We start from the raw sequence: 16,712 nt of genomic DNA on the forward strand, positions 1-16,712 counted from the left end.
ATGTACCAGACTGGTACGTATTTGGAACACCGCGAGTCAATGGAGACCTTTTGCTGACACAGCCGTTCGCGGACGCCATCGCCGCCGCCGAGCAGATCATCACCGAGGCGGCGCACATCCGCACGGAACAGGACCTCGTCGAGGGCTACGACTACCTGGCGGGCAGCATTCGCGCGGCCTTACAGATGGCGTGGGCCTACGAGCGGGACTTCCCGTTCTTCGTCCGGTCCACCGGGCCGTACACCAAGATGGGCCTGGACAACCCGGACACCCTGTACTTCCACTCCTACCTGCGACCGGACGCGGAATACGTGGTCACCGGAAAGCGCGGCAGCACACGCGATCTGAGCTTCCAGGTGCTCAACGGCAACTACTCGCCGGTGGACGTGCCAGACAGTCAGACCGCGTTCGACGACCGTTCCCTGGAGATCGGGGCGGACGGGTCCTACGAACTGCGGCTCGGGCCGGGCGAATCGCGGTCGGGTTACGTGCATCTCGCGCCGGACTCGGCCATGTTGGTGGTCCGCGAGGTCTACAGCGACTGGGCCACCGAGCAGCCCGGCACGATCCGGATCGCGCGGGCCGACCGCGTCGGCGACGCGCCGCCGCCGCTGACCAAGGACCTGCTGACCAAGCGGTACGGCGTCGCGGGCAAGATGCTCATCTCCCGGTTGCAGACCTTCCTGGCCTTTCCGAACTGGTTCTACCTGAACCTGCCGGTGAACACGATGACCGAACCCCGTTCCACGCCGGGCGGTCTCACCACACAGTTCTCCTCGGCCGGCCACTACGAGCTGACCGACGATCAGGCGATGATCATCACGGTGCCGAAATCCGATGCGCCGTATCAGGGTTTCCAGCTCGGCAGCATGTGGTACCTGTCGCTGGACTACATCAATCATCAGACCAGCCTGACCGCCGATCAGGCGCAGGTGGACCCGGACGGCATGATCCGCCTGGTGGTCAGCGAGCGAAATCCGGGCCTGGCCAACTGGATCGAACGCACCGGCCACGATCGCGGCTACCTCCAGTTCCGCTGGCAGCGGCTGGCCCGGGAGATGAAACCCGAGGACGGGCCGACGGTCGAGGTGGTGCCGGTCGGCGAACTGGCCCAGCGACTTCCGTTCCACGATCAGGCGAGCGTCACGCCGGAACAATGGCGCGCACGAATCGCGGCACGGCAGGCTGCCGTCGCGGAAAGGATGCTCGGCTGATGTTGTTGCAGGACAAGGTTGTTGTGGTCTCCGGGGTCGGTCCCGGACTCGGGCGCGCCATCGCGGTGCAGAGCGCCAAGGCGGGCGCCGACGTGGTGCTCGCGTCGCGCACCGAATCGCGGCTCACCGAGGTGGCCAAGGAAATCACCGAACTGGGCCGGCGCGCGGTGGTGGTGCCCACCGACATCAACGACGAGGCCGCCGCCGTCCATCTGGTCGAGGCCGCGCGGAGCGCGTTCGGCCGGGTCGACACCCTGGTGAACAACGCGTTCGCGATTCCGCCGATCACCGATCTCGCCGACGTCGACCTGGATCAGGTGCGCGCCGGATTCGAGACCAATGTGCTTGCGGCGCTGCGGTTGACCCGGTTGTTCATCCCCGCGCTCGACGAGTCCGGCGGTTCGGTCGTGATGATCAACTCGGCGGTGCTGCGGCACTCCCGGCGCACCTTCGGCCCCTACAAGATGGCCAAGGCCAGCCTGCTGGCCCTGGCCCAGAGCCTGGCCACCGAGCTCGGCCCACGCGGCATCCGGGTGAATACCATTGCCCCCGGCTACATCTGGGCCGACAACCTGAAGTGGTACTTCAACTACCTCGCCGAGCAGCGCGGCATCACCGCCGACGAGGTCTACGCCGAGACCGCGAAGACCATCGATCTGCGCAAGCTGCCCGAACCCGACGAGATCGCCGATGCCGTCGTGTTCTTCGCCTCGCCGATGGCGCGCGCGATCACCGGGGCGTGCCTGGACGTCAACGGCGGCGAATACCACCACTGATCGGGTGCGCACCACTAGTGAGGAGATGAACGTTGATCGGTAGGGACGATGTCGGGACCATCGATGATCTGCACGCGTCGGCGACCAAGGTCGTCGGGCTGACCGACTTCGGTGCCGACGACTACCGCGCCGGGCTCGAGGTGCTGCTCGAGTCCTATGCCAAGGACGCGGAGCTGACGCCGTTCGGCAACAAGGTGAATCGCGCGTTCCTGCGCGGCGCCCTGATCGCCCGGCTGCTCAGCGAGGCCGCGTGGCAACGGTTTCCGGAGCACGCCGAGGTGGCGATCGAACGGCCCATCTTCGTGACCGGGCTGCCGCGCTCGGGGACGACCGCGGTGCACCGGCTGCTCAACGCCGATCCGGCGCACCAGGGTCTGGAGATGTGGCTCACCGAGATGCCGCAGCCGCGCCCGCCCCGGGAGACCTGGGCGAGCAATCCGGTGTATCAGCGGATCGAGGCCGCGTTCGAGCAGCATCATGTCGAGCATCCCGAATTCATGGGGGTGCATCATATTTCCGCCGATCAGGTGGAGGAGTGCTGGCAGCTGCTGCGGCAGTCGGCCATGTCGGTGTCCTACGAGTGCCTCGGCTATCTGCCGACCTATTCCGACTGGCTGCGTGCCCAGGATTGGACCGGCGCCTATCGCCGGCACCGGCGCAACCTGCAACTGATCGGACTGCCCGATGCCGGGCGGCGCTGGGTGTTGAAGAACCCCAGCCATTTATTCGCACTCGATGCCATTTTCGAGGTGTATCCGGACGCGCTCGTCATCCAGATGCATCGCGACCCGCGCACCATCATCGCCTCGGTGTGCAGTCTCAACGAGCAGGCGTCGGCCGGGTGGTCGGACAAGTTCCGCGGGCCGGTGGTCGGCGCCGCGCAATTGGATCTGTGGGCCCGGGGTGCGGATCGGTTCCTGGCGGACCGCAAGCGGCACAATGCGGCTCAGTTCTGCGATGTCGACTATGACGACTTCGTCGCGGATCCGATCGGGACGGTCGAATCGATCTACCGGCACTTCGATCTGCCGTTGACCGAGGAGGCGACGTCGGCGATGACGGCGCTGCACGCGGAAAGCACCTCCGGGGCAGCGCGTCCCGCGCATCGCTACACCCTCGCGGACTTCGGTCTCACCGAAGACCAGGTCGACGAGCGGTTCGCGGCGTATCGGGAGGCGCACTTCCCGGGCCGTTGATCAGTGGAAGCAGCGGGCGCGCATGGCATTTCCCGCATGTGTGCAGAGCATGCAGTAATCGGGCCTGCGCGGCGACCTCGGTCGCTGCGCAGGCCCGGTGCTTGAATCCCTTGGCGGCAGCGGCATCTCGTGCACGCGTGCAGAGTGCGCACTTCCGCGGTGGTGGGACGGAATCAGGGCTGGCCCGGCTTGAGCACGATGAACAAACCGTGCGCCTCGGCGCAGAGCCGGTCGCCGTCGTGCAGCGTGGCCCGCACGTAGACCTTGCGGCCCTCTTGGCGTTCGGCCCACGCGTGCACCTTCAGTTCGGTGTGCAGCGGGGTGATCGATCGGTAGTCGACGGTGAGCGACGCGGTCCTGGTCACTTGGCCGGAGTAGACCGCCGCGGCCATGCCGAGCAGGTCGTCGAAGCCGATCGCGACAACGCCGCCGTGCGCGGCGTTGTTGCCGCCGAGGTGGAAGGTGCGGAAGGTGATGCGCGCGTCGACGCCGTCCCGGCCGACATGGTCGAAGACGAACGGCGGCAGCGTGATGTTGCCCCGGCCGGGCAGATCGTGCCTGGTCCAGTTCGGGGTGGACCACTCGTCCACCTTGGCCGCGTCCAGCTTGTCGTTGAGCTGCTTGAGCAGGCCGATCGTCTCCACCGCCAGCTCGTCGGAGGGGCACGCGAGTCGCACGCGATCCATCAGCCCGCGCACCTGCTCGATGAATTCGCCGTAGTGCGGGCCGCCGCGGGTGATGTCCACGTCGCTGTGCGCGGCGTCGATCAGGTCGCTCATCGGCCGGAACGAGCCCTCGTGGTGCTCCTTGCTGGGCAGCGAGTCACCGGCCTGTTGTTCGTTCATGCAGAACACGTTATAGGTTGCCCGCCGAATGCTCACTTCGTGGGCGGCCGGACGGGCCGCGAGACGTGGCCTAGGCTGGGTCGGCGTATTGACCGGCTCGGCGACGAAAGGCTGTGGGTAGATGGGTATTACGGCGGTTGTCTTCGACATGGACGGCGTACTGATCGACTCCGAGCCGGTGTGGGAACAGGTGCGCCGCGACTATGTGGCCGAGCGGGGCGGGCAGTGGCTGCCCGACGCGCAGCAGCGGCTGATGGGCATGAGCACCCGCGAATGGTCGGCGTATCTGAGCACCGACCTCGGCGTCGACGCCGCGCCGGAGACGGTGGCGCGCGACGTGATCGAGCGGATGGCCGCGCACTACGACCGCGCGGTCCCGCTGCTGCCCGGTGCGATCGACGCGGTGCGGCGGATGAGCGGGCAGTGGCCGCTCGGCGTGGCCAGTTCGTCCCCGCGGGCCCTGATCGACGTGGTACTGGGCCGCACCGGTCTGATCGAATTCTTCGAGGCCACCTGCTCGACCGAGGAGGTCGATCGCGGCAAGCCTGCCCCCGACGTCTACGTGGCCGTGGCCGCCGCCCTCCGCCAACGCCCCACCGATTGCGCCGCGGTGGAAGATTCCAGCAACGGCCTGCGCTCCGCCCACGCCGCCGGCCTGCGCGTCATCGCCGCGCCCCGCCCCGAATACCCGCCGGCCCCGGACGCCCTGGCCCTGGCCGCCCACGTCATCGCCGACCTCGCCGAACTCACGCCGACCCTCGTCACCGAGCCCGCCTGACCGGGGGTGACCGTGCCGAATCACGGGTGATGCCTTCGTGAAGTCCTGTGCCGGGATGAGGCGCGAGTGCCCCGGTCACGGGCCGGTCGTGCGGTAGGAGGTCAGGAGGGTGCGGGCGGCTTCGGGGAGGTCGGTGTCGAGCCAGGTGGGGAGGGTGGGGGCGTGGCGGCGGAGGGTGGCGTAGGGGAGGTCTACTACGACCCGGCTGATGGCGTCCAGTTCGCGTGTGCCCGCGCGGCCGAAGAGGTCGGTGGCGAGGCGGCGCAGGTGGGCGAGCAGGGGTTCGTTCATGGTGGCCAGGCGGGCGCGGAAGTCGTCGTCGGGGGCGCCGTCGAGCAGGTCGCGGAACCGGACGTTGAGCAGAAGCCTTGCGTCGTCGGGGAATTCGCGACCGAAGACCAGCGCGGCGCGGACCATGGCGACGCCGGCCTCGACCGGGTCCGGGTCGCCGGCGGCGGTGAGTACTCCGCTCTGGAACCGTTCGAGCGCGCGTAACCAAGTTGCGGTCAGCACGCCGTTGCGGTTGCCGAAACGGTGGTACAGCGTGCCTACCGGCGCGCCGCTGGCCTCGGCGATGGCCGCCACGCCGGCCGCGCGGGGCCCGTCGGCGAGCACCAGGGCGCGCGCTGCGTCGAGGATCACGTCGGTGTCGTGCTTGCGGGGAGGTGCCATGTACTAGTACGTTCCTTCTATATGGAGCGTTTGTCCTATATCGACCAGCATGCCAGATCGATCGACGCGAATCGCGATCGGGTCTGGAAAGCACTGCTCGAAGTCATGTGCAAAGACCCGGCCGATCCGTCCACGGTGCCGGGCGGTTTCGTGCTCGACGAAGCGGCGGTTCCCTCCCGGCTGGCCCTGAAGGGTCGGCACTGGTTCTCGGTCTACGCCCTTGTCTTCGAACTCGACGACGAAGGCGCGAACCGGACCCGCATCCGCGCCGAGTCCTGGGGGAATTTCCCTGGGCTGCACGGCAAGATCTACCGAGCCCTGGTCATCGGCACCGGCGGCCACAAGATCGTGGTGCGCGGCCTCCTCCGCCGAATAGCCGCCGCGGCCTGATTACCGGAAAGAGCTGGCCGACACCGAGCCTCGGGCCGCGTCGCGACCCTGACCGGCGATCGAGCATGATCAACGGATGACAGCGGTACAGCTCGGTGAAGTCCAGACCTGGTATGACGAAATCGGTTCCGGCGAGGCGGTATTGCTGCTGCACGGCGGTTTTGTGGACTCCCGGTCGTTCGAGCCCGCCGTCGCCGGCCTGGCCGAGCACTTCCGCGTCTTCCGGATGGATCGCCGCGGGCACGGCCGCACGCCCGACGTCGAGGGTCCGATCTCCTATGACCTGATGGCACAGGACACCATCGCCTTTCTCGACCAGGTGGTGGGCGGCCCCGCCCACCTCGTCGGCTACAGCGATGGTGCGATCGTCGCGCTGCTGATCGCGATCCGCCGGCCGGACCTGGTCGGCAAACTGGTCTCGATCAGCGGCAACTTCCATCGCGACGGCATCCTGCCCGGCGTGCTCGACGGCTTCGGTCACGAGGAACCGATGCGGCGCTTGGCCGCTCGCTACGGCGAGGTGTCGCCGGACGGCGAGGAGCATTTCGCCGTGGTCGCCGAGAAACTCCTGCGGATGGCGCGCGAAGAACCGGCCATGTCCGTCGAGGACCTCGCGGGCATCACCAGCCGGACCCTGGTGATCGCCGCCGACGATGACGCGGTGAGCCTGGAGCACACGATCGCGCTCTATCGCGCGATCCCGGATTCCGAGCTCGCCGTGATCCCCGGCACCTCACATCTGCTCGTGGTCGAAAAGCCCGCCGAGGTCTATCGCGTCGTCGGCAACTTTCTCACCACCGATGCGGCCCGGACCTGGCAGCCGATCCGCCGCGCCTGATCGAATCCGGCGTTTCCATCCGGTAGCGCAAAACTGGTCGCGCTTGCGCGCGCAAGACATTTCGGCAAACTATGTGCTAACGGCGGCGCTGTTGGTCGTCCGACCGGTCATGCTGAGCGGTATGGACTTCATGAAACCAGCTGAGCAACTGTTAGCGCAGGTTGCGGCCAGGTTAGGCTCTGCAGAGGCCTTCCTCGAAAGGCTGGCGGACGTCCGCGCGCAAGCGATGGACGACACCGTGGAGATGCCGCGTGTCGCCGGCGGATTGCCCACCATTTACTGAAACTGGTGAAGTTCGGCTACATCGAACTTCCACAGCTCGAACCCGTCGGGCACGGTGTCGCCCACCGAGATCCGGTCGTGCGCCCATGTACCCGCCGGCCCGCGCCGGTCGGCGCCGCCCTCGGCCGTGAGGATCGGCAGCGGATGCACGCGGCGGCGCAGCGCGTCCTCCCGCACGGTCGCCTTGTCCACGTAGCCGAGTTGATCGTGGTTGACGATGTAGCGCCCGGTGCAGCCGTGTTCCGGTGGATTCAGCGGCGCGACGGAAGCGGTGGTGGCGTACAGGCTTTCGCGCCCGCCCTGCTGCCTGGCCCACACCACCCGGGCGGGCGTGGTCAGCAGCCGTTCGACGCCCTGAACGAGGTGATTGCCGATCCACGCGTGTTCCTCGAGCTGGGTATCCGGCTCCACATAGCCGATCAGCCGGTGGTCGTCGTCCAGGAGTACTGCTCGATAGAACTGCCGCACGTGGCCGGATTCCTCTCGGAGGTAAGCGATTTCGTAGCATGCTCACACGCGATTGCGGTGTGGCGATTACCGTCGCGTTACAACCGGACCAGAGCGCTGCCCGCGCACATGAACGGCGGGCGGCATTTGGCGAAATTTGTTGGAGGCATGCTGGTGTCGCCTCTACCGTGACGACGTGACGACTCAGGTGATCGTGCTCAATGGCGGCTCCAGTTCGGGGAAGTCCGGTATCGCCCGATGTCTGCAGGCGGTCCTGCCGGATGCCTGGCTGACCCTCGGAGTCGACACGTTGATCCAGGCCCTGCCCGGCTCGCTGCGCGCCGCGGGCGCCGGGATCGAGTTCGCCGCCGACGGCGGGGTCCGGATCGGGCTGGAATTCTTGCGGTTGGAGGCGGCCTGGATCGAGGGGGTCGCCGCCATGGCCAGGGCCGGCGGCCGGATCATCGTCGACGAGGTCTTTCTCGGCGGCGCGTCGTCGCAGCAGCGATGGCAGAAGGCCGTGGCCGGATTGAGCGTGCTGTGGGTCGGTGTCCGCTGTGACGGTGCGGTCGCCGCCGGCCGCGAGATCGCCCGCGGCGACCGGGTTCCGGGCATGGCCGCCGCGCAGGCGGAGATGGTGCACCAGGGCATGGTCTACGACCTGGAGGTGGACACGACCCTCACCGAGTCGCTCGCCTGCGCTCGGGTCATCGCGGCTCACGTCACGTGACTCAGGGACCGCCCTGTGCGCGGTCGAGCAGCAGGGCTCGTTCGGCTTCGTTGGCGGTGAGTTCGGCGGCGCGGAGGAATTCGGCCCGCGCCGCTTCGGGGCGGCCGAGCTGGGCGAGCAGATCGCCGCGCACCGCGTTGTAGAGATGATAGGTGTCCAGGGCGCCCGCGAGGGCGTCGACGAGGTCGAGGCCGGCCGCCGGACCGTGCACCTTGCCGACCGCGACCGCACGATTGAGTTCGACGATCGGGGACGGGAAGCGTTCGGCGAGAACGGCATACAGGCCGGCGATGCGGCGCCAGTCGGTGTCGCCGGGGGTCGCCGCCATGGCGTGCACGGCGGCGATCGCGGCCTGCAAGGCGTAGCTGCCGGGCAACGTCCCGCGGTCCCTGGCGACCGTGTTGGCGCGCGCGAGCGCGGCGAATCCGCGCCGGATCAACAGTCGATCCCAGCGTGCTCTGTTCTGATCGGCGAGCAGGACAACATCTTTCGCGGGACCGCTGCGCGCGGGCAGCCGGGACGCCTGCAATTCCAGCAGTGCGGCCAGTCCGTGCACCTCCGGCTCGGTGGGCAGCAGTTCGGCCAGGATGCGGACGAGTCGTAATGCGTCCTGGCACAGCTCGATTCGAATCCAGTCCGCACCCGCGGTCGCCGTATACCCCTCGTTGAAAATCAAATAGACGACCGCGAGCACGGAGCCGAGCCGCTCGGTCAGCTCGGCGCCCTCGGGTACCTCGTAGGGCACCTGTTTCGCGGCGATGGTTCGTTTCGCCCGGACGATGCGTTGCGCCACAGTCGATTCCGGGACGACGAAGGCGCGGGCGATCTCGTCGGTGGTCAAACCGCCGAGCAGCCGCAGCGTCAACGCCACCCTGGCCTGCTCGGACAACACCGGATGACAGGCGGTGAACATCATCCGGAGCAGATCGTCCTCGACCGCACCTTCGGGTTCGGGCTCCGCCGGCTGCTCGGTCACCAAGGCGCGGCCGAGCACCGCCAGCTTGCGGGTGAAGTTCTGGGTGCGGCGGATCCGGTCGATCGCCCGGTGTTTGGCGGTGAGCATCAGCCAGCCGCCCGGATTCGGCGGCACGCCGTCGCGCGGCCACTGTTCCAGCGCCGCGACGAGCGCGTCCTGGGCCAGTTCCTCGGCGGCGTCGATATCGCCGACGATGCGGGTGAGCCCGGCGACCAGCCGCGGCCATTCCATCCGCCAGACCGTTTCCACGGCGCGACGGGTCTGTTCCGGCGACCGGCCGGGGCTCATCCGCGGCGCCCGATCAGGCCGGCTCGTCGATCTGCCGGATCTCGACGTCGATATCCCACTCCGGTCCGTGCACCCCGAGGAAGCGCGAGGTCCACTCGATCGCCTCCGCTTTCGACTTGGTCTGCAAGACGCAGTAGCCGCCGACCACCTCCTTGGACTCCGTGAAAGGTCCGTCCAGCACGGTCTGCTTGCCGCCGCTCTGGCTGATCCTGGTCGCCTCGGTGACCGGGCGCAGGCCGTTGGTGTCGAGCAGCACGCCCGCCTTGGTCATCTCCTCGATCACCTTGCCGACCTGCTCGAACAGCGCCTCGTCCGGTTCCGGGGCGGTGGTCGGGTCGACGTGGATCAACATCATGTAGCGCATCTGCGGTCCTTTGCTCGTTGTCGTCAAGATCGGTCGATCCTCACCTCACTGCATCGAACGGCCGACCCCCGAATCGACATCTCGCCGGAGATTCTCCTCGAATTTCTGTCCGGATGTTCGTGACGAGGCGATCTGCGCTGGGCCGCCGCGGGATTCACAGCAGACTCCCAGCCAACAAAGACGTTAGTTTTGCTAAGGTAATAGTGGCGGGCGAGTATCGCGCCGCCGAGTTTCTACCTGATCCCGTCAAGTTTCTTGCTGGTCGTGGAGGTGGACCTACTTATGTCGATAGATTCCCGTGAAGAGCGGCTCGCACGCCGCATCGCAGATCTGCACGCCACTGACGCACAGTTCGTCAGCGCGCTTCCCGACGAGGCGGTGACCGCGGCGCTCGAGCAACCGGGCCTGCGGCTGGCGCAGCTGGTGCGAACCGCGCTGTCCGGATACGCGGACCGGCCCGCGCTCGGGCAACGCGCCGTGCGGTTCGTCGAAAACAAGGCGACCGGACGCGTCGCGACCGAACTGCTGCCCAGTTTCGAGACCATCACCTATGGCGAGCTGTCGGAACGCGTCGACGCCTTCGCCGGTGCGCTCGGCGACGTGGTCGGACCCGGTGATCGGGTCTGCATCCTTGGCTTCAGCAGCGTCGACTACACCACCATCGATCTGGCGCTGATCCCGCTCGGTGCGGTGTCGGTTCCGCTGCAGACCAGCGCGCCGGTGACGCAGTTGCGCCCGATTGTGGCGGAGACCGAACCGCGCGTAATCGCCTCGAGCATCGACTATCTCGCCGACGCCGTCGAACTGGCGTCGGCCGCCGCACCCGAACGACTGGTGGTGTTCGATTACCTCCCGCAGGTGGACGAGCAACGCGAGGCGTTCGAGGCGGCCCGAGCGCGGCTGGCCGAAGCGGGCAGCCCGGTGGTGCTGGAAAGCCTCGCCGACGTGCTCGACCGCGGGAAAGGCGTGCCCGCAGCGGATTTCGCGCCCGACGAGCCCGATCCGTTGACCCTGCTGATCTACACCTCCGGCAGCACCGGCGCGCCCAAGGGCGCCATGTACACCGAACGACTGGTGGCCAACTTCTGGCGCAAGTCGACCAAAGCGGCCTGGGGACAGGAGAGTTCGACCCCGGCGATCACGCTCAACTTCATGCCGATGAGCCACGTCATGGGCCGCGCCGTCCTGTACTGGACGCTCGGCACCGGCGGCACCGCGTATTTCGCGGCCAGGAGCGATCTTTCGACGCTGCTGGAGGATCTCGCCCTGGTCCGGCCGACCCAGCTGAACTTCGTGCCGCGGATCTGGGAGATGCTGTTCCAGGAGTTCCACAGCGAGCTGGATCGGCGCCGCGCCGAAGGCGGCGATCGGGTGGAGCTGGCCGCCGAGGTGATGGCGGATCAGCGCCGGTCGCTGCTCGGTGGCCGGTTCGTCACGGCGCTGACCGGTTCCGCGCCGATCTCGCCGGAGCTGCGCGCGTTCGTGGAAACCTACCTCGACCTGCACCTCTTGGAAGGCTACGGTTCGACCGAGTCCGGTGCGGTGTTCATCGACGGCCACGTGCGCCGCCCGCCGATCATCGACTACAAGCTGGTCGACGTGCCCGAACTCGGCTACTTCCGCACCGATCGGCCGCATCCGCGCGGCGAACTGCTGGTCCAGTCGGACGATGTGTTCCCCGGCTATTACAAGCGGCCCGAGGTCACCGCGAGCGTGTTCGACGCGGACGGCTACTACCGGACCGGCGATATCGTCGCCGAGGTCGGACCGGACGAGCTGGTCTACCTCGATCGGCGCAACAACGTGCAGAAGCTGTCGCAGGGCGAGTTCGTCACGGTCTCGACGTTGGAGGCGGTGTTCGACAGCAGTCCGGTGGTGCGCCAGATCTACATCTACGGAAATAGTGCTCGTGCTTATCTTTTGGCGGTCGTCGTGCCCACGCCGGAAGCATCGGCACGCACCGGCGGTGACGTCGAGGCGCTGAAATCGCTGATCAGCGATTCCTTGCAGGAGGTCGCGCGCACGGCCGAATTGCAGTCCTACGAGATCCCGCGCGGGCTGCTCATCGAGACCACGCCGTTCACGCTGGAGAACGGCCTGCTCACCGGCATCCGCAAGCTCGCCAGGCCGAAACTCAAAGAGCACTACGGTGATCGGCTCGAACAGCTCTACCGCGAGCTGGCCGAGGGGCAGGCCGACGAATTGCGCACGCTGCGCCGCGACGGCGCCGGTCTTCCGGTGCTGGAGACGGTCAGCCGGGCGGCCGGCGCGCTACTCGGCGCGTCGACCGCGGATCGGCGGCCCGACGCGCACTTCACCGATCTGGGCGGAGATTCGTTGTCCGCGTTGACCTTCGCCAATCTGCTGCACGAGATCTACGACCTCGATGTGCCGGTGGGCGTCATCGTCAGTCCGGCGACCGACCTCCAGGCCATCGCCGACTACATCGAGGCGGAACGGACCGGCGGCGCGCAGCGGGCCACCTTCGCCACGGTGCACGGCCGCGACGCCACCGTGGCGCACGCCGCCGAGCTCACCCTGGACAAGTTCATCGACGCCGAAACGCTCGCCGCCGCACCGGTATTGCCCCGCCCCGGCACCGAGATACGGACGGTACTGCTGACCGGCGCGAGTGGTTTCCTCGGCCGCTACCTGGCGCTGGAATGGCTCGAGCGGCTGTCACTGGTCGACGGCACACTGATCTGCCTGGTGCGGGCCAAGGACGACGCGGCGGCCCGAGCCCGTTTGGACCAGGTGTTCGACAGCGGTGACCCGGAGTTGTTGCGGCAGTATCGGAATCTGGCCGCCGATCACCTCGAGGTCATCGCCGGCGACAAGGGCGAGGCCGACCTCGGACTCGATCGGCGGACCTGGCAGCGACTGGCCGACACGGTCGACGTGATCGTCGATCCCGCGGCCCTGGTCAACCATGTTCTGCCGTACAGCCAGCTGTTCGAGCCGAACGTGGCGGGCACCGCCGAGCTGATCCGGCTCGCGCTCACCACGAAGCTGAAGCCGTTCACCTACGTGTCGACCATCGGTGTCGCCGCACAGATCGAGCCGTCGGCGTTCACCGAGGACGCGGACATCCGGGCGGCCAGCCCGGCCCGCGCGGTCGACGACAGCTACGCCAACGGCTACGGCAACAGCAAGTGGGCGGGCGAGGTGCTGCTGCGGCAGGCCAACGACCTGTGCGGCCTGCCGGTCGCGGTCTTCCGCTGCGACATGATCCTGGTCAGCGGCCGGTACGAAGGCCAGCTGAACCTGCCGGACATGTTCACCCGGATGATGCTCAGCCTGGTCGCCACCGGAATCGCGCCCGGCTCGTTCTACGAGACCGATGCCGACGGCAACCGGCAGCGGGCGCACTACGACGGCCTGCCCGTCGACTTCGTCGCCGAGGCCATCACCACCCTCGGCGAGCAGGTGACCGAGGGGTTCGAGACCTATCACGTGATGAACCCGTACGACGACGGCATCGGCCTGGACGAGTACGTCGACTGGCTGATCGACGCGGGCTACTCGATCCAGCGGATCGCCGAATACGACGACTGGCTGCGCAGATTCGAGACCGCGCTGCGGGCGCTGCCGGAGCAGCAACGACAGCATTCGCTGCTGCCGCTGTTGCACAACTATCAGCGACCCGAGCGGCCGGTCCGCGGCTCGTTCGCGCCCACCGAGCGATTCCATGCCGCGGTGCAGGAGGCGAAAGTCGGTCCGGACAAGGACATTCCGCATGTCACCAGGCCGATCATCGTCAAGTACATCACCAACCTGAAGCTGCGCGGCCTGCTCTGAATCCGAAACCCGGTGCGGCCCTGTGCCGTACCGGGGTCAGGTCGGCCAGGCGGGCGTGGTGTGCGCGGCGCGGGCGCTCCAGCGGCCGTCGTAACGGACCTCGACCGGGTGCGCGAAGGCGGCCGTGACGTTGCCGGTGGTGAGGATTTCCCGGGCCGGACCGGCGGCGACGGTGCGGCCGTCGGCGATGAGCAGCGCGTGCGTCGTGGTGCTCGGTAGCTCCTCCAGATGATGGGTGACCAGCACCGAGGCGACCTCGGGATGGCTGTCGCCGAGGGTGTCGATGGTTTCCAGGAGTTGTTCGCGCGCAGCGAGATCCAGGCCGGTGGAGGGTTCGTCGAACAGCAGCAGCCTGGGTTCGGCGATGAGCGCGCGGGCGATCAGTGTGCGTCCGCGCTCACCTTGGGAGAGGGTGTTCCAGGTGTTGGCCGCTTTGCCGCTGAGGCCGACGGCGTCGATCATGGCGTCGGCGCGGACGAGCTGATCCGCCGTCGGCGTCCAGCGCATCGGCGTATCGATGGTCGCCGTGATTCCGGTCAGCACGACCTCGCGGATGGTCAGCGGGTATTGCAGCGGATGCCGCGGATTCACCTGGCCGATCGAGTGACGCAGGCGTTGCAGTTCGACGCGGCCGAGCTGTTCGCCCAGCACCCGGACCGTGCCCGTGGTGGGAAACGTGACCGCGCCGCAGAAACCGAGCAGGGTGCTCTTGCCCGCGCCGTTGGGCCCGAGCAGCGCCCAGTGCTCGCCGGCGCGCACGGTGAGCGAGATGCCGTTGATGATCTTCTTGCCCTCGCGGCGGAACGTCACGTCCGTCAGTTCGAGCACCGGCGTTCCGGTCACGTGAAAGCCTCCTTCAATGCGGTGAGATGGGAGCGGCTGAGTTCCGCCGCGGCCGTGGCGTTTCGGGCGACGATCGCCTCGACCAGCAATTCGTGCGCGGCATGGTCGGCGCGCTCGGACGGGACGGGGCGGATGGTCAGCATGTCGATCATGGCCAGGCGCAGCCGGGGGAGGAACGTGTCGAACAGCTGGACCAGCACCTCGTTGTGCGCCGCGACCAGCACCGCGCGATGGAAGGCCATGTCCGCGTCGACATGCTCGGCCACCGGCTCGCCGTGCGCCTCGCGGGCGAGCAGGGTGGAGCGCAGGATGCGCAGGTCGGCCCGGGTGCGCCGGTGCGCGGCGAGGGCGGCCGCCTCGGCCTCGATGGCGATCCGCGCCTCGATCACCGAGGCGATGGTGGCGCGCCGCAGCACCACGTCCCAGTCGTCCTTCGCGTCCAGTGCCGTGACGAACACGCCCGCGCCCTGACGGCTGTCCAGCACGCCCCTGCCCGCCAGTTCCCGGATCGCTTCGCGCAGCGTCGAGCGGCCGACCCCGAGCTGCGCGGCCAGCGTCGTTTCCCCGGGCAACCGATGCCCGAGCGGCCATTCACCTGCCTTGATCCGGGTCATCAGCAACTCGGCCGCCTGCGCGGCCAGCGGATGCCTGCGTACCTGCGAGACCATTGCACCTCTCTACTTGTCTGAGGAGTTGTGTATAAGTCTAGCCATCATGCGCACCATGCTTCTGCTTAGCCGCCACGGCGGGGCCTGACCGACCGGCCCCCGCCGTGGGGCTCTGTCGTGGCCGGTCACCTCTGTTTCGTGACGACCAGAAGGCACCGCATGTCTTTCCCGACGATCAACACTCCGGCCGGCGCGATCCCCGGCAACGCGCCCGCCTGGAACCCGCAGCGGCACTCCCAGATGCCCTCGCACCGCTACCGATCCGTCTACGACCGGGTGGAAGTGCCGCTCACCGACCGTGATTGGCCGAACGCCCGGATCACCGCCGCACCCCTGTGGGTGCCGGTCGACCTGCGCGACGGCAACCAGGCCCTCGCCGACCCCATGGATCCCGAACGCAAGCGCCGCTTCTTCGAACTGATGGTGGCCATGGGCTACAAGGAAATCGAGGTCGGCTACCCGTCCGCCTCGCAGACCGACTTCGACTTCGTCCGGTTGATCGCCGAGTCCGGGCTCGCGCCCGGCGACGTCACCATCGTCGTATTCACCCCCGCCAGAAGAGATCTCATCGAACGCACCGTCGAATCGGTGCGCGGACTGCCGAGGGTCGTCATCCACATGTACGCCGCGACCGCACCCACCTGGCGAAACACCGTGCTGGGCAAGGACAGTGCCGCGCTGCGCGAGCTGATCCTGGCCGGCGGCCGCGCCATCCTGGAACTCACCGCCGAGCTGCCGGACGTGCGGTTCCAATTCTCGCCCGAGGTGTTCAACCTGACCGAACCCGACTATGTCCTGGACCTGTGCGACCGGGTGACCACACTGTGGGACGCCACCCCGCAACGGCCGGTCATCCTGAATCTGCCTGCCACGGTAGAAGTCGCGACGCCGAACGTGTACGCGGACCAGATCGAATACATGCACCGCAACCTGGCCCGCCGCGACAGCGTCATCCTGTCCGTGCACCCGCACAACGACCGCGGCACCGGCATCGCCGCCGCCGAACTCGCGGTGCTGGCCGGCGCGCAACGTGTGGAGGGCTGCCTCTTCGGCAACGGGGAACGCACCGGCAACGTCGATCTGGCCACCCTGGCGCTGAATCTGCATGCGCAGGGCGTGGATCCGATGATCGACTTCGCCGACATCGACGAGATCCGCCGCACGGTCGAGTACTGCACCCGCATGCCGGTGGCCGAACGTCATCCGTACGTAGGCGATCTCGTGCACACCGCGTTCTCCGGCACGCATCAGGACGCGATCAGCAAGGGCATGGCCGCGCATCGCGCACGGGCCGCGCGGACGGGAACCCCGGAACGGCAACTGGATTGGCAGGTGCCGTATCTGCCGATCGACCCGGCCGACCTCGGCCGCACCTATGACGCGGTCATCCGGGTCAACTCGCAGTCGGGCAAGGGCGGCATCGCCTATCTGCTGAAGACGGAGTTCGGCATCGACCTGCCCCGCGATCAGCAGATCGACTTCGCCGGGCATGTGCAGGCGCACACCGACGCGACCGGCCGGGAGATCACCGCCGCCGAGCTGCGCGAGCTGTTCGAGGCGGTCTATCCGGCCATGCCGATGCCCTGACCGCCGGGCATCTTCGGGCA

The 16,712-nt window shown here is 67.9% G+C and carries 16 protein-coding genes and 1 pseudogene; 10 read left to right on the plus strand and 7 right to left on the minus strand.

The window, feature by feature from the left end:
* The first annotated feature begins 50 nt into the window (after positions 1-50).
* From ACFYO1_RS36195 to ACFYO1_RS36205, 3 genes are read left to right on the plus strand one after another with little or no spacing between them, the layout of a single operon-like run.
* Positions 51-1,214, plus strand: a complete 1,164-nt coding sequence (locus ACFYO1_RS36195; protein ID WP_387241501.1) for a hypothetical protein — start codon at positions 51-53, stop codon at positions 1,212-1,214.
* Entirely contained in the window at positions 1,214-1,990 is a 777-nt protein-coding gene (locus ACFYO1_RS36200) for an SDR family oxidoreductase (protein ID WP_387241504.1), read from the plus strand. Before ACFYO1_RS36195 ends, ACFYO1_RS36200 begins: the two co-directional genes overlap by 1 nt.
* A gap of 32 nt (positions 1,991-2,022) precedes the next feature.
* Positions 2,023-3,186 (plus strand): sulfotransferase family protein, encoded by a 1,164-nt coding sequence (locus ACFYO1_RS36205; RefSeq protein ID WP_387241507.1) that lies wholly within the window; start codon positions 2,023-2,025, stop codon positions 3,184-3,186.
* Between the two features lie 173 nt (positions 3,187-3,359).
* On the opposite strand, the gene ACFYO1_RS36210 is transcribed toward ACFYO1_RS36205, so the two are convergent.
* Positions 3,360-4,031, minus strand: a complete 672-nt coding sequence (locus tag ACFYO1_RS36210; protein ID WP_387241510.1) for a PaaI family thioesterase — start codon at positions 4,029-4,031, stop codon at positions 3,360-3,362.
* Positions 4,032-4,152: 121 nt separating this feature from the next.
* Between ACFYO1_RS36210 and ACFYO1_RS36215 the strand changes: the two genes are divergently transcribed.
* Positions 4,153-4,809: an HAD family hydrolase gene (locus ACFYO1_RS36215; protein WP_387241513.1), complete on the plus strand. Its 657-nt coding sequence runs from the start codon at positions 4,153-4,155 to the stop codon at positions 4,807-4,809.
* A 75-nt stretch (positions 4,810-4,884) separates the two neighbouring features.
* On the opposite strand, the gene ACFYO1_RS36220 is transcribed toward ACFYO1_RS36215, so the two are convergent.
* Complete coding sequence (locus tag ACFYO1_RS36220) at positions 4,885-5,481, minus strand: TetR/AcrR family transcriptional regulator (RefSeq protein ID WP_387241516.1); 597 nt, start codon at positions 5,479-5,481, stop codon at positions 4,885-4,887.
* A gap of 21 nt (positions 5,482-5,502) precedes the next feature.
* Here ACFYO1_RS36220 and ACFYO1_RS36225 point away from each other — a divergent pair, with 21 nt between their 5' ends.
* The 3 genes from ACFYO1_RS36225 to ACFYO1_RS36235 all read left to right on the plus strand — a co-directional run bounded on the left by ACFYO1_RS36225 (position 5,503) and on the right by ACFYO1_RS36235 (position 6,992).
* On the plus strand, positions 5,503-5,871 hold the full coding sequence (locus ACFYO1_RS36225) for a hypothetical protein (RefSeq protein WP_387241519.1): 369 nt from the start codon (positions 5,503-5,505) through the stop codon (positions 5,869-5,871).
* Positions 5,872-5,947: 76 nt separating this feature from the next.
* On the plus strand, positions 5,948-6,709 hold the full coding sequence (locus ACFYO1_RS36230; protein ID WP_387241522.1) for an alpha/beta fold hydrolase: 762 nt from the start codon (positions 5,948-5,950) through the stop codon (positions 6,707-6,709).
* Between the two features lie 43 nt (positions 6,710-6,752).
* The gene (locus ACFYO1_RS36235) at positions 6,753-6,992 is read left to right on the plus strand and encodes a hypothetical protein (RefSeq protein ID WP_387241525.1); all 240 of its coding nucleotides are present in this window, start codon (positions 6,753-6,755) and stop codon (positions 6,990-6,992) included.
* On the opposite strand, the gene ACFYO1_RS36240 is transcribed toward ACFYO1_RS36235, so the two are convergent.
* Positions 6,986-7,459, minus strand: coding sequence for a hypothetical protein (locus ACFYO1_RS36240; protein WP_387241527.1), 474 nt, complete (start codon positions 7,457-7,459; stop codon positions 6,986-6,988). The genes ACFYO1_RS36235 and ACFYO1_RS36240 overlap by 7 nt on opposite strands.
* Before the next feature lie 175 nt (positions 7,460-7,634).
* On the opposite strand from ACFYO1_RS36240, the gene cpt reads away from it, so the two are divergent.
* Positions 7,635-8,168 (plus strand): chloramphenicol phosphotransferase CPT, encoded by a 534-nt coding sequence (gene cpt, locus ACFYO1_RS36245; RefSeq protein ID WP_387241530.1) that lies wholly within the window; start codon positions 7,635-7,637, stop codon positions 8,166-8,168.
* Position 8,169: 1 nt separating this feature from the next.
* On the opposite strand, the gene ACFYO1_RS36250 is transcribed toward cpt, so the two are convergent.
* Both ACFYO1_RS36250 and ACFYO1_RS36255 read right to left on the minus strand, forming a co-directional pair.
* A complete protein-coding gene (locus tag ACFYO1_RS36250) occupies positions 8,170-9,375 on the minus strand; it encodes an RNA polymerase sigma factor (protein ID WP_387241532.1) in 1,206 nt (401 codons plus the stop codon).
* A gap of 70 nt (positions 9,376-9,445) precedes the next feature.
* Complete coding sequence (locus ACFYO1_RS36255; RefSeq protein WP_387241535.1) at positions 9,446-9,796, minus strand: YciI family protein; 351 nt, start codon at positions 9,794-9,796, stop codon at positions 9,446-9,448.
* Between the two features lie 282 nt (positions 9,797-10,078).
* On the opposite strand from ACFYO1_RS36255, the gene car reads away from it, so the two are divergent.
* Positions 10,079-13,594, plus strand: coding sequence for a carboxylic acid reductase (gene car / locus ACFYO1_RS36260; protein WP_387241538.1), 3,516 nt, complete (start codon positions 10,079-10,081; stop codon positions 13,592-13,594).
* 36 nt (positions 13,595-13,630) lie between these two features.
* Here car and ACFYO1_RS36265 read toward each other — a convergent pair whose 3' ends face one another.
* Complete coding sequence (locus tag ACFYO1_RS36265; protein WP_387241541.1) at positions 13,631-14,437, minus strand: ABC transporter ATP-binding protein; 807 nt, start codon at positions 14,435-14,437, stop codon at positions 13,631-13,633.
* On the minus strand, positions 14,434-15,105 hold the full coding sequence (locus ACFYO1_RS36270; protein WP_387241544.1) for a FadR/GntR family transcriptional regulator: 672 nt from the start codon (positions 15,103-15,105) through the stop codon (positions 14,434-14,436). Before ACFYO1_RS36270 ends, ACFYO1_RS36265 begins: the two co-directional genes overlap by 4 nt.
* A 240-nt stretch (positions 15,106-15,345) precedes the next feature.
* On the opposite strand from ACFYO1_RS36270, the pseudogene ACFYO1_RS36275 reads away from it, so the two are divergent.
* A pseudogene (locus ACFYO1_RS36275) lies at positions 15,346-16,671 on the plus strand (2-isopropylmalate synthase); the annotation flags it as partial.
* Positions 16,672-16,712 lie beyond the last annotated feature (41 nt).

Source organism: Nocardia sp. NPDC006044, from assembly GCF_042871115.1.
GTDB lineage: Bacteria > Actinomycetota > Actinomycetes > Mycobacteriales > Mycobacteriaceae > Nocardia.